We start from the raw sequence: 23,005 nt of genomic DNA on the forward strand, positions 1-23,005 counted from the left end.
TAGCAATAGGGGATGAGGTTAATGTTAGGACAAAAATATGGTTCTGTAAGGGAATGACTATAGGTGCCGAAGATTAATGCACAGCGCATATCAAGCAAGGTGACACTGATATCTAACTTCAATACACTGTATGGGTAACCAAAGTTCAGCATAAGGTAAAGGCATGGCCAATTGGGAAGGGGTAAGTGAGTTTGTTGCAGTGGCAGAGCGTGAAAGCTTTACTGGTGCGGCGCAGAAGCTCGCTACGTCGGTGGCTCAAATCAGTCGTAGAGTAGCAAACCTCGAAGAACGACTCGCAGTGAAACTGCTCAATCGAACGACTCGAAAGGTGTCTCTTACAGAGGCTGGGCAACTCTATTACCAACAATGTAAGTTGTTGGTCGAAGGTTTAGAAATTGCTGAGCTTGCGGTCACGCAGATGCAATCCACACCCAAAGGCTTACTGAAAGTCACCGCGCCTGTGACTTATGGTGAGCGCCAACTCGCCCCAATACTGCATCAATTCTTAAAGCTTCACCCGCAAGTAGAGCTTGAGCTGATGCTGACCAATCAAAAGCTCGATCTTATCGATTCGGGTGTTGATGTTGCGATTCGTCTTGGCCGCTTGGAAGACTCAAGCCTTGTGGCAAAGAGGCTGTCTCAACGCCAACTTTATGTATGTGCAAGCCCTGAATATATTGAACGTTATGGCGAGCCGCATACATTATCAGAATTAAATAATCACCAATGTTTAGTCGGTGGATTTGAACATTGGCGTTTCAAAGAAAATAGACGCCCTCGCTCAGTTCGTGTTAACGGACGCATTAAGTGCAACAGTGGTTTAGCCTTGTTAGACGCAGCTAAGCAGAGCATTGGCTTGGTGCAGTTGCCTGAATACTATGTGAGTGAAGACCTTGATTCTGGTGAGTTGGTTGAGGTGCTGTCCGATTATCGAGATGACAAAGAAGGGATCTGGGCGCTTTATCCTCAGAACCGCAACTTATCTTCAAAGGTTCGCCTGCTGGTGGACTTCCTTTCTGAGCAATTGGATTAGTGTATGGCTTAAAACCTCCACCGATAAAAACGGGCTTCAGAATAGAGATTCTGAAGCCCGACGTGTTTTAGGGTTAAGTCGCGTTTGATTACGGCTTACTAGACCTAAAATGTATTAGACGGTGAAGCGATCCACCAAGTGATACAGCTCATTTGCACGACTGTTGAGGTTTTGGCTACCTGTACGGTTTTGATTCGCGAGTTCTGCCGATTGTGAGCTTTGGTCAGAAATCACCACGATGCGTTGAGATATTTCTTGTCCTACAATATTTTGCTGTTCAGTGGCTGTCGCAATAAGCGAGTTCATGTCCATGATGGTATCAATCGACGCTTGGATCTTCGCCAGTGCTTTGGCTGCGGCATTCGCTTCTTCCACGGTTTGCGCACTTCGGTTTTGACTTGAATCCATCGCTTTCACAGCAGCATCTGAGGCAGCTTTAAGTTGCTCAATCATCTTGTGAATGTCGCCAGTGCTTTCTTGAGTACGGCTTGCCAGTTTACGAACCTCATCGGCAACCACAGCAAACCCACGACCTTGTTCGCCTGCACGTGCAGCTTCAATCGCGGCATTCAACGCGAGTAGGTTAGTTTGCTCGGCAATGTCTTGGATGACCGCCAACGAAGAGGAGATATTCTGCACATCACCTTCTAAACGAGACACGACAGTGTTGGCTTCTGATACTTCGCTCGCTAGGCCTGCCACCGAATCTGCAGCGGCGTTTACTATCTGTTGCGCTTCTTTGGCATTGCCCTCTGCAAGTTTAGCGGAATCCGCCGCTTGGCTAGCGTTGCTCGAGATCTCTTGCGCCGTTGTGGTCATCTCAGTCATCGCTGTTGCAACTTGTTCTGTCTCTTCACGTTGCCCTGTAGCAATCTCGTCGACCTGCGCAGCACGAGAAGACATGTTAGATGTCTCGGCTACGACTTGCTGACCGACATCACTTACGCTGCGAATGATGGTTTGCAGGCTTGCCACAAAGGCATTGAAGTTCTCGCTGAGTTTTGTGAACTCGGGCGCTTTGAAGGTTTCCATTCGAGCGGTTAAGTCAGCTTCGCCACTCGCGAATGCGCTGATTGAACGATCAAACTGCTCGAGTGGTTGCATGATGGTACGGTTGACGGCAACGGCAAACACAGCAACTACTAGGGCAATCAAACCACAGAATATAGCGATGGCCGTCAATGAGCTTTGTAACGCAGCATTTGAGCTCTCTTTCATCTCTGCGATGACCGCATCGATGTCGTCAGTATAGAAGCCTGTACCTAGCATCAAGTCCCACTGGGGAACGAATATCGAGTAGCTCAGTTTCGGTAGGGCTTCGGATTGACCAAGTTTTGGAAAGTAGTAGGTGGTGAATTCACCAAGCTTTGAGTTCTTGATCAAGTCACGAATCAGGTAGTTGCCTTTTTTGTCTTGCAGGTCGTAGTAGTTGTTACCAATACCATCGTTGTTTTGTCCAACAACCACTCGAACGCCTTTAGAGTCGTAGCCAAAGATGTAGCCAGATTCGCCATATTCGAGTGTTCTTAATGTTGGTAAGGCTTCTTCTAATGTTGCACCTCTATCCAAAAATGGGCTGATCGAAGAGTAGGCCATTTGCAGGTACGCTTTGAGTTCCTTTTCTTTCATCGCCATCATATTGCTACGCGTCGATTCTACTTGCTGTGCGGTTAGCTCGGTGCTCTTCATATACGTCACGCTCATCATGCCAATTGCCATTAGTAGCAAAGGAATGAAAGAGAGAATATAAAGGCGGTTTTTGATGGTTAGGGTCATGTCACGCTTCCTGTGTGATTGTCTCATGCAATTTTCAACACATTATTAATGTGGTTTCAAAATGTAAATGGGCTTGTTGTTTAATTGTTATCCTAGAGTGTTTTTGTTTTATAAATATGATGACGGTTAGGTTTTTGGGGTGAGAAGCCTTGCAACTAGAGGCTTAAGCGCGAAAAAGTGAGTTTGTATCGATGCTTTTGAATTCGACGCTGCTTTGTTAGAATGCGACGCTTTGTAGCACCCTGCTATGTCTATTCGTTAAGTGAGAAAGATTCATGAACAAAAGCCATGTGACTATTGGTTTAACTAACCCAAAGAGCCCGACAAACGTTGGTGCTGTTATGCGTGCGGCTGGTTGTTACCAAGTCGACGAAGTTAAATACACAGGGCAACGCTACGAAAAAGCCGCAAAATTCCACACCGATACTAAGAGTGCTGCGCGTACTATCCCGTTGACTGGTGTTGAGTCGTTTTTAGACAATCTTGATCCAGAAACTAAGATCGTTTGCGTAGAACTCGCAGAAGGTGCAACACCACTACCGCGTTTTAAACACCCAGAAAATGCCATTTATATCTTTGGCCCTGAAGACGGCTCTATTTCTCAAGATGTCGCCGACAGAGCCGATCATGTTGTGTACGTACCAACAGTTGGCTGCATGAACTTGGCAGCGACAGTGAATGTGCTGCTTTACGATCGTCTTGCTAAATCTGATGAAATGGATGAGAGCAACGAACTGATTAAGAAAAGCCGTGATAACCGTAACCATCTGCTAATCAAAGAAAAGTAATTCTCTGCTTCTAGTGTTATCTATCCCGTACGCAATCGGATATTATCTTGAGTTCATCATCAGATAATTGAAGGGTTAGATAACACCATGGAAGACAAGCAATTACTTGCCGCGCTACAGCAACACTCTGTCCTCGATCTCTATCAGTTATTCCAAGAAGTTGGTCAAAACCGCTCTTTGTATGCATTACTAGAGAGGTTATCTTCCCTTAAAGAACATCATCAACTGAGTACTCGTCTTAGCCCTTTTAAGCCTCATATCGAAGGATTGCTAGCTCAATTTGATAGCGCCACGCCAGATAGCGAGATCCTCAAGGCAGTCGCTCTTCAGTCTGAGATTCAGCAACGAGGCCACAGTATGAGTCGTTACATCATGACATCAGATAACCATCGCCATTTTTCCCCAAGTGCAGACCTAGTCATGTTTGGTGATTCGATCACCGAATGGGCCCCGTGGGCGGATATCTTTCGCGATGTTTCGATGGTCAACCGTGGCTTAGCGGGTGACACCACAACTGGCATGTTGCGCCGTATTGATACCACGTTGAATGTGAAGCCAAAGCTGGTGTGTTTTATGGCAGGGATAAACGATTTAGCTCAGGGTTATGATGTCGACCATATCTACCAGAACTACATTGATATGCTTAAGGTGTGGCAAGAAAATGAGATTCGCATATTGGTGCAATCAACGCTTTATGTTGGCTCTAAACTGCAAGGTTTAAATCCGTCGGTTGAACTGCTCAATAGCAAGCTAAGCGAGTACTGTACACAGCAAGGCATTGCGTTCTTAGATGTGAATTCAGTATTGTCGCCTAATAAGCTGTTGTCGAACAAGTACTCGTGTGATGATCTGCATTTGAATGCGAAGGCTTATCAAACTTGGGCTGAGATACTTCAACCTACGATAGCTGAGCTACTAAAATAGACTCACGCAAAACGCTAGCTAGACCGATAAACAGCTTAGCTAATACAAGAAAAGCCAAACCCTAGATTTGTTTCGCGAACCATAAGGACATCAATGTGAACCTAAGACAATTGGAAGTCTTTTACGCCATTATGCAGACCGGAACCGTATCTGGAGCCGCGCGCAGCTTGCATGTGTCGCAACCAAACGTGACCCGTATTTTGGCGCACACGGAGCAACAACTTGGGTTTGGCTTATTCGAACGAGTTAAAGGGCGGTTGGTGCCAACGGTTGAGGCAAAAACCTTACTGCCAGAAGCGGAAAAGGTGTATCAGCAATTGGGGCAATTTCGATCTCTGACCAACAAAGTGAAGCAAGGCCATCAGCATTTACGCATTGGTGCGCCGCCGATTTTAGCGACTAAATTACTGACTCCGGTAATCGCCCAAATGTCTCGCGAGCAAAATGGCAGTAAGCAAGATCTCTCTTTTGAGTTGCTGACAGCAAACCGTGATGAACTGTGCGCTGGGCTATTAAAGCATGAGCTTGATATTGCTATCGCGTTTGGCGATGAAGCACCGCCTGCGATATTAAGTGAAACGCTATTAACCGAATCACTAAAGGTTTTGGTTCCTTCCAATACGGTTGATCATTTCCCCGCGGAATTAACGTTAGATGATCTGATCAATTATCCGCTGCCAATCATCGGGCTCGATAGCCGCGATCCATTAGGCCTCCTGTTACATCAACGCCTTATTGCACGTGAGCAGCATTATCACCACCCGATATCTGTACGTGGGTATAGCGCCGCTGCGGAACTGGTCAAGCACCAAGCGGGGTTTGCGATTGTTGATCCGTGGACGGCAGAGCAATATCAAAATGACGATGCGGTCTGTGTGTTGCCGCTTCAACCAGACATCCAATTTTCGATATCGATGCTTTGCGCAGAGCACACCCCTCAGTCGATTTCCGTTAAACAATTTATCGCTTCATTGAAAATCCATACTCACCCTATAACTTAAGGTTATAGGCTCGCCATAAATAGGCATTCGGCAGCTTCGAAGTTCTTAATTAAAGTAAACCCATACAAGGGCTTATTAATTAGGAATACTCATGTCGATCGCTCAACCTTACCTTCTTTTTCTTGGGGATGTTACTGACCCACTCGCTGCAAAAACAGCTCGCGGTATTCATCAATGGCGACCAGAAATCTGCCTAGGTCAACTGCGTTTAACGGGTGATACCGTTTCACTGGGCTTAACGGATATGACCCTGCAAGAGGCGCAAGCGCAGGGCGCGAAGACGCTAGTGATTGGTACCGCAAATCCGGGTGGTGTTATTCCTGATTCTTGGCAGTCAACCATTATGGCCGCTGCAGAAATGGGATATGAGATTGCATCTGGCATGCACCAACGATTGAGTGAATTTTCACCGCTTGCTGACATGCAGCAACAAGGATTGACTAAGCTTCATGATGTACGCCATTTTGACGGTGTTCTTAATGTTGGTAACGGCAAGCTTCGTCAAGGTAAGCGCCTGCTTACTGTCGGAACTGATTGCTCAGTAGGCAAAATGTTCTCGGCATTAGCGATTGAAAAGTCGCTTAAACAAGCGGGAACATCCGCTCAGTTTAAAGCGACAGGGCAGACAGGTATTTTGATTGAAGGCAGCGGTATTTCGATTGATGCGGTGGTTGCGGATTTTATTTCTGGCGCAGTTGAAGCGATTAGCCCTGATTTTACCGACCACGATTGGGACATCATTGAAGGGCAAGGCTCTTTGTTCAACCCTTCGTTTGCAGGCGTGAGTTTGGGTCTTTTACATGGCGCACAAGCTGATGCCTTAGTGCTGTGTCATGAAGTTGGGCGACCACATATTCGTAACCTTCCTCATGCTAAATTACCAAGCATAGAACAGACGATTGAAGCCAACTTGCAAGCGGCGCGACTGACTAATCCAGACGCGAAGCTGGTGGGTATCTGCTTGAACACGTCGGCGATTAGCATTGAAGAGGCTGAGACATTGTGCCAAGAATGGACCACACTCTATCAAGTGCCAGTGACGGACCCAGTGCGCTTTGGTGTACAACACATTACTGATCATTTGCGACATTCACTTTAACGACTTCATCATTTCTACGTTTCCATTTGTTAAAGTGAACATCAACCGAGTGAAATTATGAAGATTACAGCTGAACCCATTATTATCGCGATGCAAACGCCTTTTCGCATCTCTCGTGGCAGTCGAACTGAGTGTCACGTTGTTCGTGTTTACATTGAATATGGTGGCAAACGAGCTCAGGGCGAATGCACGCCTTACCCACGATACGGCGAGTCATCGGAGTCTGTGTTAGCGCAAATCCAACAAGCGTCTAGCGCACTTGAAGCTATGTTTGAACGAGGCGTTACTGATCCGGCAGAGCTAAGAGATCATCTTCAGTCTTTATTGACCGGAGGGGCAGCGCGCAATGCGGTCGATTGTGCGCTTTGGGATTATCAAGCTCAGCAGAACGACCAGACGTTTCCGAATAGCTTGTTTGAGTTGCCTGCTCAAATCGTGACTGCAATGACAGTCTCGATTGGCACGCCAGAAGCCATGGCGACTCAGGCTCGAGACTATGTCGCGAATGGTGCGAAACTTCTGAAAGTGAAGCTTGACGGCGAGCAGGTGGTAGAGCGTGTTCGCGCGGTACGAGAAGCTGCGGCAGATGTTCAAATTGTATTGGATGCGAATGAAGCGTGGACAGGATTGAATCTCGAAGAGTTGTTCAATCAACTGGTAGAATTTGATATTGCGATGATCGAGCAGCCGTTACCCCAACAGCACGATGCCTCATTGGCGCACATCAAGCACCCGATACCACTGTGTGCTGATGAAAGCTGTCATACCACTTCGCAACTTTCATCTTTGTTAGGCAAATATGAAATGGTCAACATCAAGCTCGATAAAACAGGTGGTTTGACCGAAGCATTGGTACTTGCTGAAGAAGCTCAAAGGCTAGGATTTACGCTGATGTCGGGTTGTATGCTCGGTACATCGCTGGCGATGCGTGCAGCTCTGCCTATCGCCGTTCAATCTGAAATCGTCGACCTCGATGGCCCAGTCTTACTTGGTCAAGATGTAGCACCATCACTGACTTATCGAGATGGGATGATTGTTCTTTAAGTTCCTAACAAATTAGCTAGGAATCTCTCCATACAAAAATCGCATAAGCGTTAACTTATGCGATTTTTTGTTTGTACCGTTTTACAGAGATAAGTAAACCATACTGCAACTACTCACTTGCTTCATTGAGTGGGGTGTACTGAACTGCTAAATACAACCCGCCTAGAAAATGCAGTGCTTGGCAAAATCGCCCGCTTCATTAGCCGTCCAGTCGCCTTTAGGCTTTTCTTTCATATCGGCACACCAAGCTTCACTGCCCACTTCTGTACAAGCCATTAGTTGCGTGGCAAGGAAAAGTATCAACGCGATTTTCTTCATAATAAACATTCCGTTGTCGTCTAAATTTCTGCTTATAACTGTATCAAATACCACAAGTGATTGTTATAGCTGCTAAGAACTTAAGGGCGTTAATAATGATGTGGGGTTGAGCTGAATTCGAGAGACGGTAAAGAAGGGAAGGTTTGCTTGGCTTTAAGATCGAAAAAGCCAGCAACATGTGCTGGCTTTGAAATTCTTAATAAGTGTCTATTCGTTATTTCGCTTTAACTACTTATCGATTTATACCAATTTCATCTCTTGGATGATGTCCGAAGCAATCTCTGGCTTCGTGCTTGTTGGTTTCTCGTGTAGGTCGGCTTTCAATTGTCCCTTACGGTTACTTAGGCCAGCTTCAAGTTTCTTGAGTGCTGCAGCGATAGCTGGGTACATAACATCGTCTGTCGATTTTGCTGTTACTCGTACACCTTCGTAGTTGGTGAATACTTCAACCTGATGTTGACCGTGTTCTTTAGTAATGATGATGTCGCAACTGATCAGTGATGGGAAATGGTTAGATATCTTCTCGAATTTACCTTCGATGTCTTTGCGTGACTCGTCGTTAATTGATACATGATGTGTTTGAACATTTATTTTCATAAATCATACCTTTCCAATGACTGTGTCATTTAAACGTAGCAAACATCGCATAGATTAACCAACTGAGAATTAGCACATGTGTGATTGACTTCAGTGTTATCAAATATTCTCTTGTTACTCCCTTGAAAGTCCGATGAACTGATCGCATATTATGTTTCGTGTTTTAAAGACATGTTCAAAAAAACTCCATCCTTGATAATTTGCGCTAACCTACAGCGAATTCCCAGTGAATCTCTCTTTATCGGTTTTATAATTCCGAACTTGTCACTCCATTGATTTTCTTTCCAGCTCACTCACTTTTTCTTCTTTGATTAAAAACTCAGCTTAAGTTACTAATTTATAGACACTCAACTGCCCACTCCATATTGAAGTGAAACTCTCCTGCTGTGAGTTGAGACTCGGGTATGGTAATGCGTGCTCGAATATCGACTTCTTTATTGGATGCCAGTTGATCGACAGGAAATTCGACGCCCTGACGCCAATAATTAATGTCACCTTCATAACGAACCGGCGTTTCGACTTTGAATCGCACAAGTTCTGAAATGCGAGACTCATCAATTGAGCCTAGATCAATATGTTGCAGTTTGAGCAACAATCGAGAATCTTTGCGATTGGACTCAAGCTTAAGCGTTATCGCTCGGCCATCGTATTCTCGGCCACTGAATTTAAGCCGTTTAAGCGTATTAAAACCATCAAAGCCATTAAGATTGATGCAGAAATGCTGGAGCTGTTAGGCAGTGAAGATGGCAACACGGCGATGATCAAAGTGAGCTGGGATGAGAAGGGAATGAAGGTCTATAAGGATGGCTACTTAGCGGATTATAAGTACGGGATTGCCCCTCATGAGATGCAAGAAAACTACGAATTAGCACCTAAGTAACTCGATTCGATTGCAGAAAAGCGCCTTACTTATTAGTGGGCGCTTTTCTTTTGCTCACCAAAGCATGACGAAACTCACACTTTTCTGACAATTAATGACTCGTTATGCTAGTATGCGCCGCTTGTCTTTGTAATTGATAAAAAACGCATTACCCAAACAGTCTTTTTCTGTTTATCTGCTTGTAATGACCTCATTCAGTTTGGCCTGACTTGGCCGAACATCTGCATTTTGCTCGGACGCAAAGAGAGTAGTTCTCACTACTTCACTATGTACATTTGAGAGCACCATCTATCAAAGGCCTTTTAGAAACAGCCTAGTTAGCGTGAACTATGTTCTGCGTGAAGGGTTTCGTTTTTCCAAAAATCCCTCCGGCGGCTAAGTGAACCTTAGTTGCTGACAAATAAGGAGTCTATATGACGACTACGGTATCTACATCCGTACCTACATCTCAAGCTGCTAACGCAGCGCCCACAGAGAAAGAAGTAAACCACCCGTTTCTCTCTTTGGTTATCATGGTGATCGTTGCTGCAATTGCAACTTACTTCATCCCTTCTGGTGAATTCGAGCGAGTGGTCATGAATGGCCGCACGGTTATCGACCCAGACAGCTACACACAATTGACCAGCAACCCAACAACATTAGCCTCTTTTTTCGAATCATTTTTTAAAGGCTTCAAATCCGCTTCTGGCGTGATGGGCGTTGTGGTATTTGTGGGTGGTGCTTTTGGCATTATTAAACACATGGGTCTGTTAGACGCATCCGTTGTTGCACTAACTACTAAGCTAAAGAAGCAAGGCTTATACGTGATTGCGCCTGTGATCATGACGGCGATCTTCTTCAACGTTACCTTCACCGGTATGCGTGAACTTGATGTCATTTTCATCTCTTTGATGATCCCGATCTGTATCAAGCTTGGCTATGACGCGATTACGGCACTTGGCGTTGTTTTACTGGCAAGTTGTGCCGGTTTCGCGGCCGCTTTGGCTAACCCATTCTTTACGGGTATTGCACACACTATCGCTGAACTGCCTATGTATTCAGGCATGTGGTACCGCTTTATTGTTGGTATGTTCATGTTGTTAACGGGTGCATGGTATGTGCTTAACTACGCGCGCAAAGTTAAGCAAGATCCGACCAAAGGCTTGTTACACGGCACGGGTTACCACTATGAATCAAATGTTGAAGCGAAAACACTGACCACACGTGAAAAGCTTGCGGGCATCGCGTTCTTGGGCGTATTCGCATACATGATCTTCGGCACGTTGACGATGGGGTTCGGCTTCACCGAGATTGCGGGTGCATTCGTGGCGATGGCTATTATTCCGGGTTTGGTGGCGGGTTTATCTCCGAACAAGATCTGTGAGTACTGGACCAAAGGTGTTAGCGACGTATTGATCGCGGTACTGATCATCTTTTTTGCTCGTTCAGTGCTAACCATTATGGAAGACGCGAAGATTGTTGATTCTATTATCTTCTATCTTGCACAAATCATTTCTGGTAGCTCTAAACTTGTGGCAGCAGCAGGGATCTACTTCTCGCAGGCTGCGATCAACCTGTTCATTCCGTCGGGCAGTGGCCAAGCGGTGATTACCATGCCAATCATTATTCCATTGGCAGATATTGGTGAAGTGACTCGCCAAGTGGCTGCACTGGCTTCTCAATTGGGTGATGGTATTTCTAACTATATTTACCCAACCAATGGTGGCTTGTTAGCGGTATTGGCTATTGCAAAAGTGCCTTACACCAAGTGGGTTCGTTTCTTCTTACCACTGTTCTTGTTCTGGTCGGTAGGCGCTTTGATTTCAGTTGTGATTGCTCAAATGATTGAGTTAGGGCCTTTCTAAGGTTTCTGTTTAATCGAATACATGGACAGTTAAGGCTTAACTGAAGCTGTGTGAGTAAATAAGAAGGCAGCGAATTCGCTGCCTTTTTTCGTTTAAAGAAAAGCTATTCCAACGTTAAAGGTTACTCTTCAAATTGGTAAGAAGAGGGCACCACAATCACGCCTTGTTTTGATATGTGGAAGCGTTTCGCATCGGCAAGGCCATCAAGACCGATCTGGGTTCCGTCAGGCACCTTAACGTTCTTGTCGATGATGCAGTTTTGTATGTGGCAATTTTTTCCAATCTCAACATCTTCAAACAGAATACTATCAATCACAATCGCGGCATTGCTGACTTTCACTTTCGGGAAGAAGATTGAGTTTTGCGCCGAGCCGCCTTCAATTACAACGCCATTCGCTATCATCGAGTTGATGAATATTCCTTGATTACCTTCAACTGAAGCAATGGTTCGTGCGGGTGGCAGCTGCGGTTCGTAAGTACGAATCGCCCAATCAGGTTGATATAAATCGATAGGCGAAGCTGGCTTTAACAGGTCCATGTTGGATTGGTAATAAGAGTCGATAGTACCAACATCTCTCCAGTACGCATCTTGGGTCACTCGGCCTTCTTCATCCCCAAACTTGTATGCGTAAACACTGTTGTTGCCCACCAATTTAGGAATGATATCTTTACCAAAATCGTGGCTTGAGTCTGGATCTTCTGCGTCTGCCAATAATGCCTGTGTCAGTACTTCTTTATCAAAGACGTAAATACCCATTGAAGCCATGCTTCGAGTTGGCCTTCCAGGTACACATGCAGGGTAACGTGGCTTTTCGGTAAAGTTATTGATCTCTAGAGATTCATCTATCTCCATCACACCAAACTCTTTGGCTTCGTCAATCGAAACCTCCATGCACGCCACAGTTAGGTCGGCCTCGTTCTTTTTGTGCTGCTTGAGCATTGGTGCGTAATCCATGCGATAGATATGGTCACCGGATAACACCACCACATGCTTGGCTTCACTGCGTGAAAGTAGATACAAGTTTTGATAAATCGCATCGGCAGTACCGCTGTACCAGCTATCACCGGTTCGCATTTGTGGAGGAACATTGGTGATGTATTCGCCGAGCTCAGGGTTAAGCACCGACCAACCATCTCTTAAATGTTTTTGCAAAGAGTGAGATTTGTACTGAGTCAGCACCAAAATTTGGCGTAGCCCAGAGTGTAAGCAGTTCGCGAGTGTGAAATCGATGATTCGATATTTGCCACCAAAGGGTACCGCAGGTTTTGCACGGTTATCGGTGAGAGGGGAAAGCCGAGAGCCAACACCGCCGGCCAGAACGATTGTTAGAGTGTCTTGCATGATCAGAACCTCAATGTATTTATGATTATGAACATAGACTTGCAAGCACTAAGCCAAATGTAACTCATTGAATATTATACGAGGCGAGATTGATTCTTGTTGTTCTGCACCAAAATGATGCACGTGAGATATTGGCTTGCTCTATTTTGATCCAAAAAAGATCCGAATAGAGTGAATTGATTGGATTAACAAAATGACGCACGGAAAAGCTGCATTACAAAACTGTCAATAAAATGAAGGAATAAAGTGATCGGGTCGATATAAATTTACATAAATAATCACAACTTTTCACAAATTGATTTCCATCAATAAAGTAGGGTTATTCTATGATACCTTGCACGCAAAATAAGAAATGATTACTCATTCACCAATAAAGATTAAGCCCCCCAAAAGGAAATTATAATGAAAAAGCCAGTATGTGGTATTGCGGTTATTGCGGCTCTTATGTCAACCAATGTTCTTGCTCATAAAGAAGGTGATTTCATCATCCGTGCAGGTGCAGCGATTGTATCTCCTAACGATAGCAGCGGTGACGTTCTAGGTAACTCATCTTTAGAATTCTCAGTAGACTCAAATACACAATTAGGCTTAACGTTTGGCTATATGTTTACTGATAACATCAGTTTGGAAGTTCTAGCAGCAACGCCATTTTCTCACAGTATCTCTGTAAACGGTGTTGGTGAAGTCGCTGAAACTAAACACCTCCCACCAACGTTTATGGTTCAGTACTACTTCGGTGAAGCGAATAGTGATTTCCGACCTTATGTAGGGGCAGGTATCAACTATACGGTATTCTTTGATGAGTCTCTGACTAGTACGGGTAAGAACGACGCTGGCCTAACGGATGTGTCTTTGGCTGATTCCTGGGGCTTGGCTGCTAACATTGGTATGGACTACATGATTAATGAAGATTGGTTTTTGAACGCATCGGTTTGGTACGCAGATATCGGTACTACAGCGACATACAAAACGGCTACAGATACGTTCAAAACAGACGTTGATATCGACCCATGGGTATTCATGATTGGTGGTGGTTACAACTTCTAATCTCCCTATTCGGTTTACTAAAGGCGCTCAAGCATCAGCCAGCTTGGGCCCTTTTTTTGCTTACTTGTTAATAGAGTGCTCACCTTAACTTTCTGTTGCTATGAGTAAGAGAAACTTATTGCTGTCATTTATTGTTAATAGAAGGGAAAGATAAGTGTCATAACAGCCCTCTATGATCGCGATTCAAATTATGGAGGATATATGAATCGTAAATTTAATAAGCTGACATTATTACTGCCTATCGCGGTAAGTTCTGCTCTAGTAGGCTGTTCTCAACCAACATCACCAACGACTGCTACGCCATCTCAAACATCACTTGATGCTTTTAGCCTTCAATGCCAATCCATCGAGCAGCCAAGCGCTTCCAATGCTGAGGTAACCGGAATCAGCCTAGTTGGCCGTTCAATCGCCGACGCCCCGTTTGATACTTCTGCAGCCGAAATCGTCAGCTACGATTCATGTACCGACAAGCTTTATGTTGTGAACGCTCAAGCTCAGAAAGTTGATGTTTTATCAATGAACTCAGCTAGCGAACCAACATCTTCGGGTTCGATTGATCTTCAATCAGCGGCTGCAGCTTCTGGTATTGATATTGGTGCAGCGAACAGTGTGTCGACTCATCAAGGATTAGTTGCTGTCGCGATTGAAAATGCTGACAAGCAACAAAACGGCATCATTGCCCTTTATCGTTCAGACACGTTAGAGCTGATTACTACTTATACGGCTGGTGCATTACCGGACATGGTGAGCTTCTCGAAAGATGGTCGCTACATTGCCTCTGCAAATGAAGGTGAGCCGAATGCGGATTACAGCATTGATCCTGAAGGTTCAGTAACGCTGGTGGATTTAACCAATGGTCCTTTGCAAGCGACAGTCACTCAGATTGATTTCAAGGCATTCAATCAAGGTCAGCCTCGCCATGCAGAGCTAACCGACAAGGTTCGAATCTCTGCGCCGAATGCAACGGTTGCTCAAGATCTTGAACCGGAATACCTAACATTTGCGGATAACGGAAAACTCTACGTTGCCCTCCAAGAGAACAACGCGTTGGCAGCGATTGATGTGGCGAGTGCACATGTGGATGCGATTCTTGGACTAGGCGGAAAGCCTTGGGATAACGCTAAGCTAGATGCGTCAAACAAAGACAAAAATATCGGTAATCTGCAAAGCTACGCGATGTTAGAAGGCCTTTACATGCCAGACAGCATCACCAGCTACAGCGTTGATGGTAATACCTACATTGTGACTGCGAATGAAGGTGATGGTCGTGAGTATGGCATCAAAACCACGCAAGAAATGTGTGACGAGAAAGGTTTTGAGTGGGATGGTGATGACTATAAAGGCACCGAAAACTACACAACAGAAAAAGACTTTTGTATCGCTTATGTCGATGAAGTGCGTGGCAAGAAGTTAGACGTTGATGCTAACCACCCATTGGCTGGTGCATTGAAAGACAATAATCAATTGGCTCGCCTTAAGGTGATTAAGCCACAAGGGACACTTGCCACCGACCAAAAGGTTCAAGTATTCGGTAGCCGCTCTTTCTCTATCTGGGATGAGTCAGGCGAGCTCGTGTTTGATAGTGGCGATGATTTCGCTCGAATTGTGCTGGAGCAAGATCCTGCAAACTTCAACAGCACCAACGATAACAACCAAAGTGGTGACGATCGTAGCGATGATAAAGGGGTAGAGCCTGAAGCGATCGAAGTCGCTGAGATTAACGGCAAGCAGTATGCCTTTATTGGACTTGAGCGCCAAGGTGGCATTATGGTTTACGACGTAACACAGCCTAAAAATGCAAGTTTCATCAGCTACTTGAACAACCGAGACTTCACACAACCAGTGTGCACTAAGGTTGATGAAGACGGTGATTGCGACAACGATACGTACAACTCAAAAGCAGGTGACCTAGGCCCAGAGTCAATCAAGTATTTCACTCGCTTTGGTAACCACTTTATTGCGGTTGGAAACGAAGTGAGTGGTAGCACATCAGTTTATCGCGTTGAGTTTTAATCACGCTTCTTACTAGCAATTAGATTGAATCAAAACAAAGGCGCCACTACTGAGTAAGTAGTGGCGCTTTCTATTTAATTTTCACGAATATATGCGTGATAGATTAGCTTCTATGGTTGTTGCTTAGTTGGTGCTAGAGCGATCTCACGGATACATACGTTTTGCGGTTGTTGGTAAGCGAATGATACTGCGCGAGCAATATCGTCAGCTGCCAATACGCCGCCCATGTCTTCTTTCCAAGAATCGTAACCGTCTTTGATCTCTTGAGATGTAGTGTGAGACAGAAGCTCAGTCTCAACAGCACCCGGTGCGATAGTAGTAACACGAACATTTGAAGCTGCTACTTCTTCACGAACGTTCTCAGAGATAGCGTGTACCGCGAACTTAGTACCACAGTAAGCAGCGTGGCTTGGGAATGTTTTCTTACCCGCAATTGAACTGATGTTGATGATAGTACCTGTGTTGCGTTCCATCATAGGAGCAAGTACAGACTGCATGCCGTTTAGAAGACCAATCACGTTTACATCGAACATTGTCTTCCACTCTTGTGCGTCTTGAGTATCAATTTGACCAAGAAGCATTGCACCAGCATTGTTGATAAGTGCATCTACAGGGCCAAACTTCTCTTCACCTTGTGCGATTGCTGCATCAAAAGACGCTTTGTCTGTTACGTCTACTTTTATTGACAGTGAGTTTGGTAGATTCAGCGCTTCAAGGCGATCAACACGACGAGCTAAAAGTAGCAGAGGGTGACCTTCATCGCTTAGACGGCGAGCGATTGCTTCACCAATACCAGAGCTTGCACCTGTAATTACGATTAGTTTTTTCATTTTATTTCCTCTGGACTTTTATTGCGTCGGTTGGCTACGACGGGTTGTTTAAGTGCATTCGAATCAAGTGCTTGTTGCCTTGCTTCGTTGCGATGGAGGTATATTAAGGAAAATAGAATTGTTGATATATAGCGCTTTACTTGAAACACTGTTGCTGTGGTGCAACAATAAAAGTGTCTATCTCATAACTCCATTAGTAAGCTGGCGACTATGCTTAATCAAATTAACCTGTCTGATATTCGTTCTTTCGTGCTGATCGCTCGTTTAGGTAATTTCACCAAAGCGGCGGAGGAGTTGGATGTGTCTCGTTCCCACGTATCACGCCAAGTGAGCAGCCTAGAAAAGCAGATGGGTGTGACACTGTTTATCCGCACCACTCGAACCTTAAGGTTGACTCACGCAGGGCAAGATCTGTACGCGAGATGTGAACAAGCCTTAGATAATATAGACCAAGCCTTGATTGCTGCTGTGGATGACGTCGAAGAAGTACGTGGCGACATAAAAGTAAACTGTGTTGGCGGTTATCTGGGCGAGGTGATCATCGCGGATCTGGTCAATGAGTTCATGCAACTCTACCCAGACATCAGCATCAGCCTTGATTTCAGTAGTAACCGAGTCGACTTGATTGAAGACGCGTTCGATATCGCATTTCGTATGGGAAGCCTTGAAGATGCGGGCTTTATCGCGAGAAAGCTTTTGGACATCGAGATGGGAACGCTCGCAAGCCCTGAATATTTTGCTCGCAAAGGAAAGCCAAACCATCCTAAAGATCTCATTCACCATGACTGCTTAACGGGGTCTGTGCGTAAGTGGAGCTTTCAAGCTTTGGATGACACCAAGAAAACAGTCGATGTTCATGTGACGGGTAGGCTGCAATGTAAGAATGGGCGAGTGTTAGTACAGGGCGCGAAATCGGGCAACGGAATTATTCGTGTACCAACCATCTATTGCTTGCAAGAGATCAATGATGGGCAATTGGAGCAGGTGTTTAATGAGTGGATAGTGCCGAAAGTGGACTTTTCAGCGATCTATCATCGAGACCGCTATCAACCGAGCCGAATTCGAACCTTCATTGATTTTGTGAAAGGCCGTTTTGAGCAAATGCCAGTCAGCTAAATAGTGCGTGCTGTCCATTATTTGGAATAGAGTGGATTTGCTTGGGCTTACATCTCGTCGATTTCGTTTTGTAGACTTTCCAGTTGATCCAGAATCAGTAAGAACTTCTCACCAAAGGGCGTCACTTGATATTCAACTCTTGGTGGGAGTTCGTTGAACATCTGCTTATCCAAAATCCCAAACTCAACATTTCGCTTCAAGCATTCATTCAATACTTTGGTCGATAACCCTTCGACCGAGCGCACCATTTCACCGGGGCGATTAATGCCATTTGCCAGTAATTGGTAAACCGTTAGCGACCATTTACAGCCGTAGATGGTTTCGACCATACGAGCGGAACGCTCTGGTGCCGATTTTCTTGAAAAAAAGTTTTCCTGATTTTTCATAAAGATGTACCAATAAGTACCTACCTAACCGATTTGTACTTACTATTCATAGTGTTAGTTCAAAGCCTAAGATTACCACGTTCACATGACTTAGGAGATAACAAAATGAACTTCACTAAAAATGGTATTGCAGTCGTAATTGGTGGCACAAGCGGCATGGGCTTTGAAACAGCGAAGCAGTTAGTCGCTCAAAACATCCATGTGTTGGTGGTCGGCAATAACCCAACTAAGTTAGATAAAGCGGTGTCAGAGCTGCAATCGCTCGGTCATGCTTCAGGCTGGCAAGCTAACCTTTATGATGATGCAAGTGTGTCTCGTCTTATTACGCATTTAGAGTCGCTCGAAGAAGGTATTGGTTACCTTGTGAATGCGGCTGGTTACTTCAACCCTAAAGCGTTTATTGAACACCAAGAATCTGATTACGAGCAATACATGCAGCTCAATAAAGCAACCTTCTTCATCACTCAAGCTGTCAGCAAGTTGATGATCAAAAACGGTGGCGGAAACGTGGTAAATGTAGGCTCTATGTGGGCCAAACAAGCTATTAGAGCGACACCATCCTCTGCGTATTCAATGGCAAAAGCTGGCTTGCACGCTTTAACACAGCACATGGCGATGGAGCTTGCGGACTACAACATTCGCGTGAATGCGGTTTCTCCTGCTGTTGTTAAAACGCCGATTTACGAATCTTTCATCAAACCTGAAGAAGTGGATCAAGCGCTAGAAGGCTTCAACGCGTTCCATCCTATTGGTCGAGTAGGTTTGCCGAAAGACATCGCTAATAGCATCTCTTTCCTACTGTCAGACAGTGCAGATTGGGTAACGGGTGCAATCTGGGATGTTGATGGCGGAGTGATTGCTGGCCGCAATTAATTAGGATTCTTTTTAGGTGGCTATCGCGCAGGCAAAATAGCAGCGAGATAGCCTCCTTGATCAGTATTCGCGTAGAATAGAAACGAGAAAGACAACAATAATAATTAAAACGATAACAAGAGTAAGGTCGCCATTATGTTCAATATGGACTTTTCAAAGAGACTGGTTATAGAAACCGAGACATTAGATTGGGTCGCAAGCCCTGCTAAAGGGGTTTGGCGTAAGCCACTTGAAAGAGAAGAGAAAGAATCGGGCCACACGACCAGCGTGGTGAAGTACGATCCTGACTCTTCGTTTTCTGAGCACCCACATCCGCAAGGTGAAGAGATCTTCGTATTAGAGGGTGTGTTCTCTGATGAAACCGGAGATTTCCCAGCGGGCACTTATATCCGTAATCCGCCGGGCAGCGCGCATTCCCCATCCAGCAAAAATGGCTGTACGATCTTGGTTAAGCTCAACCAATTTGACGCGAGAGACTTAACTCAAGTTCGTATTAATACTTTGGAAACAGAATGGCTTCAGGGTATTGGCGGCTTACAAGTGATGCCACTGCATGAGTTCGAACACGAGCATGTCGCGTTAGTGAAGTGGCCGGTTGGCGAACGTTTTCAGCCGCATCGCCACTTTGGCGGTGAAGAGATATTTGTACTTTCTGGCACCTTTAAAGACGAACATGGTGAGTATCCAAAACACACATGGATGCGCAGCCCACACATGAGTGAGCATTTTCCTTATGTGGAAGAAGAGACGGTTATCCTAGTGAAAACAGGGCATCTGCCATTGGATTAAAGGAATGCTCAGTAAAAGATGAGAAAGCCGCATTGTTTTGAACAAGCGGCTTTTTTTAGTGCTATTGGAAAGGCTTAGTGAGTGCGGCGAGGGCCGTTACGTACCAAGTCTTTACCGTTATCAAACACCTCTTTGGTGATCCAGCGAGCAAGCAGAACTTTATGGCTGCTATTGAATACAGCAACGAAGTGACGACCATCTGAATTATTGGTTGCCATGCCTACACCTTCAACGCCTTCAAGGCCTAAACCGCCAGCTTCCACTGAAATTAGGAATTGCTCTAGTTCTTCTAGAGACTCAATAATATCAAGTTCGTTGTTCATTTTTATGCTCTCTTGCTGTGAGCCAACATCGTATTTAGGGCGCTTTAGTGCTGTGCTCGAATGAAGATATTGGCTGTTGTTCTTTGTTGGATGCGTACTCTACAGGTCATAAGAGGGGATTGGAACTCTCAAATATTAGAAGCAGGCTGATAATTTGCGAATTTTTAACATAACATACGTTTAAATGCTTGTTATCCATATTCTTTTTACTACTATTTATAGGGTCAATTTAGACAGTGATAGGAATTAATATGATGAAGGTTTGGCGTTGTCTATTGTTAATGTTGGCGTTTGTCGCATTTGGAAGTTATGCGCAGAGCGTTGAGAAAATCGCAGAAGTACAAGATCAGTTAATGCTCGATCTAGCAACATTAGAAACGGCGCATGATGCTGAGAAACCCTTTCTTGAAGATATATTAAGGCGTAAGAATCAGGGCCTACGCGAAGAGATTTTTTCACAGCTATCGTCAGATAAAAAAGAAGGGTTGGATGTCACTCTTGCTCAGCAGGTTGAACTACTGCAAAAATTGCTGTCATTGAATGAAATTAAAATCGTTTCAATGAGTAAAGAAAACCGTTCCGCTGAGGGTGACGCTAAAAAGCGCCTTGAATTGCGTATTCAAAAACGAATCGGAATGATGGATGTCTATTATCAGCAGCTTGCTAAGACCTTAAATTGGTCGAAAGAGCGTGGTGTTGATGTTGCTGTTCCTGAAGGTGAACTTAAAACGGCGTTAATTGCTCGTTCTAAATACCTGACAAATGCCATTCTTTACACAGACACACAGCGACAAGATCTAGAAGCGCGTTTGTCTTTTGTGAATGAAGAAGAGAAAGCGACGATTAAAAAGGAGCTTGAACGTTTCAGCGAGCGCACTAGCGTTATGGTCGCGAGCTTAGAAGAAACCATCACGCTAATGGAACCGTTTGGCGTGGATGTGACTTCGTACAAACGTGTTTTGCTAGCGACGACAGGTGACATTAACGCCGATGTGTTGGATGTTGGTGTTGCACTGGAGCTGTTGGATGGTTGGCTTCGTTCGTTCAGTTCATGGGCTTTTGAAAATACCCCTTCTTTTATCGTTAAACTTGCTCTGTTTCTCGGTATTTTGTATGTAACTCGCCTTATTGCTAACGTGGCTCGCAAAACCGTTCGTAAGAGTGTTTCGCACTCTAAAATGGACTTCAGTGTATTGATGCAGGACTTCTTTGTATCCATCGCATCTAAAGCGGTCGTGTTTATTGGTTTGCTTATCGCACTGTCTCAAATAGGGATAGAGCTAGCACCTCTTCTTACTGGTTTCGGTGTAGCCGGTGTCATCATTGGTTTCGCATTGCAAGACACACTATCTAACTTTGCATCGGGTTTGATGATCTTGATCTACCGTCCTTATGACGTCGGTGACATGGTTAAAGTGGCAGGCGTGCAAGGCACGGTAAAAGACATGAGCTTAGTATCGACGACTGTTCAAACCATTGATAACCAACGCTTGGTGATCCCAAACAACAAGATTTGGGGTGACGTGATCAACAACATCACGGCAGAACGTGTAAGACGTGTTGATATGGTTTTCGGTATTGGTTATTCAGATGATATCGATAAAGCGAAAGCGGTATTGAACGACATCATTCTTGCACACCCTCTAGTGTTGAAAAAACCAGAGCATATGATCAAGCTTCATACCTTGAATACGTCTTCTGTTGATTTCGTAGTTCGACCTTGGGTTAAGACTGATGACTATTGGGATGTGTACTGGGATGTAACGGAAACCGTGAAGAAACGCTTCGATGAAGAAGGCATCACGATTCCATTCCCTCAACGAGATGTACATATTTACAATCACGAAGAGAGTTAAGCGAATGAGCTAGTGCGCGAAGCGATTTCGAAAAGAGCTATTACGAAAAAAGCTAAGCATGGCTTAGAGCCATCATTCTTAATGTGATATCAAATGGACGCTGAATAAGCGTCCATTTTTATTGGCTTCCGTTTATATTGAGCTTCATTCTTTTATGTCACTCAACCGCCTTAGAATTACGTTATGATGGGGTAGGCTTAGTTTGGACAGTTGAAAGCGAATGGATGATTCACAGCAAAAAACGAATAGTAGAAATACAACGGTAAGAAAAGCAACACGAATTGAAAGCGTCATGAACTCTGCAATGTGGCACCTAACCCAGAGAGATATGACGGAAAGCGAGTTGGTTGCGAAGCTCAAAGTGAAAACCGACAATCAAGAATGGATCGATGAAACTCTAGGGACACTGAAAGGCTTCGGGTATCTCAAGTCTGACCAAGTGTTTGCAGAACAATTCGTGGAACAAGCTTTTTCTGGTGAATTCGGTTCTCGATATATTGTCGAAAAATTGAAGAAGAAAGGCCTGACCGATTCAGTGATTTCTGATGCAATCCATAAAGTGTCGTTCGAAAAGTCTATTGATGAACAAACCATCTTGATAGACCGAATCAACCACTACTATTCAAGCTTTACCATGAGCCGTGAAAAGCTGGTTGCGACACTGCAAAAGCGTGGCTTTAGCTATCAACAAGTTAAGGTAGCGATTGACCAGCACCCACAAGCGCATCAACTGAAAAGTAACATTCAAATTAAGGCCGAGAAAGCCGACTTGGAAAAAGAGGTGCTCAAGTACGCTCGTAAAGGCAAGGGACTGACTGCCATTCAGCAAGAACTTAGACAACGACAAATCGACACAAGTGAACTGTCATCGCTCATCGACCGATTGATTAATGAAGAGCAGCTAGATTTCTATTCTTCGTGTTTAGAACAGTTGCAGAAGAAGTCTTATGACCTAAACGATCATAAAGAACGCTCTAAGGCTTACGCGATGCTAAGTCGAAAGGGGTTCTCTTCTGACGAGATCAAATTTGCATTGAGTGAAGATAACGAATAACTAAGCCGGAAAAATTTCCTATTGTAGTATGTTGGTTTGTCCTAAGTAACTATTGTCGGATAGGCGGCACCT

Annotated in this window: 22 protein-coding genes and 1 pseudogene; 15 read left to right on the forward strand and 8 right to left on the reverse strand. The window is 44.7% G+C overall.

The features are described from left to right. Positions 1-163: 163 nt before the first annotated feature. Positions 164-1,033, forward strand: coding sequence for a LysR family transcriptional regulator (locus AB4209_RS14915; RefSeq protein ID WP_017064933.1), 870 nt, complete (start codon positions 164-166; stop codon positions 1,031-1,033). 114 nt (positions 1,034-1,147) lie between these two features. On the opposite strand, the gene AB4209_RS14920 is transcribed toward AB4209_RS14915, so the two are convergent. Further along, on the reverse strand, positions 1,148-2,809 hold the full coding sequence (locus AB4209_RS14920) for a methyl-accepting chemotaxis protein (RefSeq protein ID WP_102429235.1): 1,662 nt from the start codon (positions 2,807-2,809) through the stop codon (positions 1,148-1,150). Between the two features lie 275 nt (positions 2,810-3,084). Between AB4209_RS14920 and AB4209_RS14925 the strand changes: the two genes are divergently transcribed. The 5 genes from AB4209_RS14925 (at position 3,085) to dgcA (ending at position 7,665) form a co-directional block, all read left to right on the forward strand. Further along, entirely contained in the window at positions 3,085-3,597 is a 513-nt protein-coding gene (locus tag AB4209_RS14925) for an RNA methyltransferase (RefSeq protein WP_017061674.1), read from the forward strand. 87 nt (positions 3,598-3,684) lie between these two features. Then, positions 3,685-4,521 (forward strand): SGNH/GDSL hydrolase family protein, encoded by an 837-nt coding sequence (locus AB4209_RS14930; RefSeq protein ID WP_017061675.1) that lies wholly within the window; start codon positions 3,685-3,687, stop codon positions 4,519-4,521. 95 nt (positions 4,522-4,616) lie between these two features. Continuing rightward, the gene (locus tag AB4209_RS14935; protein WP_372056353.1) at positions 4,617-5,522 is read left to right on the forward strand and encodes a LysR family transcriptional regulator; all 906 of its coding nucleotides are present in this window, start codon (positions 4,617-4,619) and stop codon (positions 5,520-5,522) included. Between the two features lie 91 nt (positions 5,523-5,613). Next, a complete protein-coding gene (gene dgcN / locus AB4209_RS14940) occupies positions 5,614-6,621 on the forward strand; it encodes an N-acetyltransferase DgcN (RefSeq protein ID WP_017061677.1) in 1,008 nt (335 codons plus the stop codon). Between the two features lie 57 nt (positions 6,622-6,678). Beyond that, on the forward strand, positions 6,679-7,665 hold the full coding sequence (gene dgcA, locus AB4209_RS14945) for an N-acetyl-D-Glu racemase DgcA (protein WP_372056355.1): 987 nt from the start codon (positions 6,679-6,681) through the stop codon (positions 7,663-7,665). A 162-nt stretch (positions 7,666-7,827) separates the two neighbouring features. On the opposite strand, the gene AB4209_RS14950 is transcribed toward dgcA, so the two are convergent. The 3 genes from AB4209_RS14950 to AB4209_RS14960 form a co-directional block, all read right to left on the reverse strand. Next, positions 7,828-7,983 (reverse strand): DUF3012 domain-containing protein, encoded by a 156-nt coding sequence (locus AB4209_RS14950; protein WP_017061679.1) that lies wholly within the window; start codon positions 7,981-7,983, stop codon positions 7,828-7,830. Between the two features lie 240 nt (positions 7,984-8,223). After that, positions 8,224-8,580: a ribosome hibernation-promoting factor, HPF/YfiA family gene (gene hpf, locus AB4209_RS14955; RefSeq protein ID WP_017061680.1), complete on the reverse strand. Its 357-nt coding sequence runs from the start codon at positions 8,578-8,580 to the stop codon at positions 8,224-8,226. Positions 8,581-8,917: 337 nt separating this feature from the next. Beyond that, positions 8,918-9,175, reverse strand: a complete 258-nt coding sequence (locus AB4209_RS14960; protein ID WP_229648214.1) for a hypothetical protein — start codon at positions 9,173-9,175, stop codon at positions 8,918-8,920. 57 nt (positions 9,176-9,232) lie between these two features. Here AB4209_RS14960 and AB4209_RS14965 point away from each other — a divergent pair. Together AB4209_RS14965 and AB4209_RS14970 are read left to right on the forward strand one after the other, a co-directional pair. Further along, positions 9,233-9,460, forward strand: a pseudogene (locus AB4209_RS14965) (hypothetical protein); the annotation flags it as partial. Positions 9,461-9,873: 413 nt separating this feature from the next. Then, positions 9,874-11,304 carry a YfcC family protein gene (locus AB4209_RS14970; RefSeq protein ID WP_372056357.1) on the forward strand — a complete coding sequence of 477 codons (1,431 nt, stop codon included), beginning with the start codon at positions 9,874-9,876 and terminating at the stop codon, positions 11,302-11,304. A gap of 121 nt (positions 11,305-11,425) precedes the next feature. On the opposite strand, the gene glgC is transcribed toward AB4209_RS14970, so the two are convergent. Further along, positions 11,426-12,646 carry a glucose-1-phosphate adenylyltransferase gene (glgC, locus tag AB4209_RS14975; protein ID WP_102393453.1) on the reverse strand — a complete coding sequence of 407 codons (1,221 nt, stop codon included), beginning with the start codon at positions 12,644-12,646 and terminating at the stop codon, positions 11,426-11,428. A gap of 402 nt (positions 12,647-13,048) precedes the next feature. Between glgC and ompW the strand changes: the two genes are divergently transcribed. Both ompW and AB4209_RS14985 read left to right on the forward strand, forming a co-directional pair. Beyond that, positions 13,049-13,693 carry an outer membrane protein OmpW gene (ompW, locus tag AB4209_RS14980; protein WP_372056359.1) on the forward strand — a complete coding sequence of 215 codons (645 nt, stop codon included), beginning with the start codon at positions 13,049-13,051 and terminating at the stop codon, positions 13,691-13,693. A gap of 201 nt (positions 13,694-13,894) precedes the next feature. Further along, positions 13,895-15,706: a choice-of-anchor I family protein gene (locus AB4209_RS14985; protein ID WP_372056361.1), complete on the forward strand. Its 1,812-nt coding sequence runs from the start codon at positions 13,895-13,897 to the stop codon at positions 15,704-15,706. Positions 15,707-15,816: 110 nt separating this feature from the next. On the opposite strand, the gene AB4209_RS14990 is transcribed toward AB4209_RS14985, so the two are convergent. After that, a complete protein-coding gene (locus AB4209_RS14990) occupies positions 15,817-16,536 on the reverse strand; it encodes an SDR family oxidoreductase (protein WP_372056363.1) in 720 nt (239 codons plus the stop codon). Between the two features lie 210 nt (positions 16,537-16,746). Between AB4209_RS14990 and AB4209_RS14995 the strand changes: the two genes are divergently transcribed. Beyond that, positions 16,747-17,652 (forward strand): LysR family transcriptional regulator, encoded by a 906-nt coding sequence (locus AB4209_RS14995; RefSeq protein ID WP_136974130.1) that lies wholly within the window; start codon positions 16,747-16,749, stop codon positions 17,650-17,652. Between the two features lie 47 nt (positions 17,653-17,699). Here the strand turns inward: AB4209_RS14995 and AB4209_RS15000 are convergent, their stop codons facing one another. Continuing rightward, a complete protein-coding gene (locus AB4209_RS15000) occupies positions 17,700-18,038 on the reverse strand; it encodes a helix-turn-helix domain-containing protein (RefSeq protein ID WP_004741127.1) in 339 nt (112 codons plus the stop codon). Positions 18,039-18,143: 105 nt separating this feature from the next. On the opposite strand from AB4209_RS15000, the gene AB4209_RS15005 reads away from it, so the two are divergent. Both AB4209_RS15005 and AB4209_RS15010 read left to right on the forward strand, forming a co-directional pair. After that, positions 18,144-18,911 (forward strand): SDR family NAD(P)-dependent oxidoreductase, encoded by a 768-nt coding sequence (locus tag AB4209_RS15005; protein ID WP_065584096.1) that lies wholly within the window; start codon positions 18,144-18,146, stop codon positions 18,909-18,911. 135 nt (positions 18,912-19,046) lie between these two features. After that, a complete protein-coding gene (locus AB4209_RS15010) occupies positions 19,047-19,700 on the forward strand; it encodes a cupin domain-containing protein (protein WP_017064919.1) in 654 nt (217 codons plus the stop codon). Between the two features lie 74 nt (positions 19,701-19,774). On the opposite strand, the gene AB4209_RS15015 is transcribed toward AB4209_RS15010, so the two are convergent. Beyond that, a complete protein-coding gene (locus AB4209_RS15015; protein ID WP_017062732.1) occupies positions 19,775-20,023 on the reverse strand; it encodes a hypothetical protein in 249 nt (82 codons plus the stop codon). Positions 20,024-20,274: 251 nt separating this feature from the next. On the opposite strand from AB4209_RS15015, the gene AB4209_RS15020 reads away from it, so the two are divergent. Together AB4209_RS15020 and AB4209_RS15025 are read left to right on the forward strand one after the other, a co-directional pair. Beyond that, positions 20,275-21,879 carry a mechanosensitive ion channel family protein gene (locus tag AB4209_RS15020; RefSeq protein WP_372056365.1) on the forward strand — a complete coding sequence of 535 codons (1,605 nt, stop codon included), beginning with the start codon at positions 20,275-20,277 and terminating at the stop codon, positions 21,877-21,879. A 220-nt stretch (positions 21,880-22,099) separates the two neighbouring features. Continuing rightward, positions 22,100-22,933, forward strand: coding sequence for a regulatory protein RecX (locus tag AB4209_RS15025; RefSeq protein ID WP_171732768.1), 834 nt, complete (start codon positions 22,100-22,102; stop codon positions 22,931-22,933). Positions 22,934-23,005 lie beyond the last annotated feature (72 nt).

The sequence above is a fragment of the Vibrio sp. 10N.286.48.C11 genome (genome assembly GCF_041469805.1).
GTDB classification, from domain to species: Bacteria; Pseudomonadota; Gammaproteobacteria; order Enterobacterales; family Vibrionaceae; genus Vibrio; species Vibrio crassostreae_C.

Excerpts from the sequence above, each read along its gene's own strand:
- AB4209_RS14915 (WP_017064933.1), top strand. The coding sequence starts at position 164 with ATGGCCAATTGGGAAGGGGTAAGTGAGTTTGTTGCAGTGGCAGAGCGT.
- AB4209_RS14920 (WP_102429235.1), bottom strand. The coding sequence starts at position 2,809 with ATGACCCTAACCATCAAAAACCGCCTTTATATTCTCTCTTTCATTCCT.
- AB4209_RS14925 (WP_017061674.1), top strand. The coding sequence starts at position 3,085 with ATGAACAAAAGCCATGTGACTATTGGTTTAACTAACCCAAAGAGCCCG.
- AB4209_RS14930 (WP_017061675.1), top strand. The coding sequence starts at position 3,685 with ATGGAAGACAAGCAATTACTTGCCGCGCTACAGCAACACTCTGTCCTC.
- dgcN (WP_017061677.1), top strand. The coding sequence starts at position 5,614 with ATGTCGATCGCTCAACCTTACCTTCTTTTTCTTGGGGATGTTACTGAC.
- dgcA (WP_372056355.1), top strand. The coding sequence starts at position 6,679 with ATGAAGATTACAGCTGAACCCATTATTATCGCGATGCAAACGCCTTTT.
- AB4209_RS14950 (WP_017061679.1), bottom strand. The coding sequence starts at position 7,983 with ATGAAGAAAATCGCGTTGATACTTTTCCTTGCCACGCAACTAATGGCT.
- hpf (WP_017061680.1), bottom strand. The coding sequence starts at position 8,580 with ATGAAAATAAATGTTCAAACACATCATGTATCAATTAACGACGAGTCA.
- AB4209_RS14970 (WP_372056357.1), top strand. The coding sequence starts at position 9,874 with ATGACGACTACGGTATCTACATCCGTACCTACATCTCAAGCTGCTAAC.
- glgC (WP_102393453.1), bottom strand. The coding sequence starts at position 12,646 with ATGCAAGACACTCTAACAATCGTTCTGGCCGGCGGTGTTGGCTCTCGG.
- ompW (WP_372056359.1), top strand. The coding sequence starts at position 13,049 with ATGAAAAAGCCAGTATGTGGTATTGCGGTTATTGCGGCTCTTATGTCA.
- AB4209_RS14985 (WP_372056361.1), top strand. The coding sequence starts at position 13,895 with ATGAATCGTAAATTTAATAAGCTGACATTATTACTGCCTATCGCGGTA.
- AB4209_RS14990 (WP_372056363.1), bottom strand. The coding sequence starts at position 16,536 with ATGAAAAAACTAATCGTAATTACAGGTGCAAGCTCTGGTATTGGTGAA.
- AB4209_RS14995 (WP_136974130.1), top strand. The coding sequence starts at position 16,747 with ATGCTTAATCAAATTAACCTGTCTGATATTCGTTCTTTCGTGCTGATC.
- AB4209_RS15000 (WP_004741127.1), bottom strand. The coding sequence starts at position 18,038 with ATGAAAAATCAGGAAAACTTTTTTTCAAGAAAATCGGCACCAGAGCGT.
- AB4209_RS15005 (WP_065584096.1), top strand. The coding sequence starts at position 18,144 with ATGAACTTCACTAAAAATGGTATTGCAGTCGTAATTGGTGGCACAAGC.
- AB4209_RS15010 (WP_017064919.1), top strand. The coding sequence starts at position 19,047 with ATGTTCAATATGGACTTTTCAAAGAGACTGGTTATAGAAACCGAGACA.
- AB4209_RS15015 (WP_017062732.1), bottom strand. The coding sequence starts at position 20,023 with ATGAACAACGAACTTGATATTATTGAGTCTCTAGAAGAACTAGAGCAA.
- AB4209_RS15020 (WP_372056365.1), top strand. The coding sequence starts at position 20,275 with ATGATGAAGGTTTGGCGTTGTCTATTGTTAATGTTGGCGTTTGTCGCA.
- AB4209_RS15025 (WP_171732768.1), top strand. The coding sequence starts at position 22,100 with ATGGATGATTCACAGCAAAAAACGAATAGTAGAAATACAACGGTAAGA.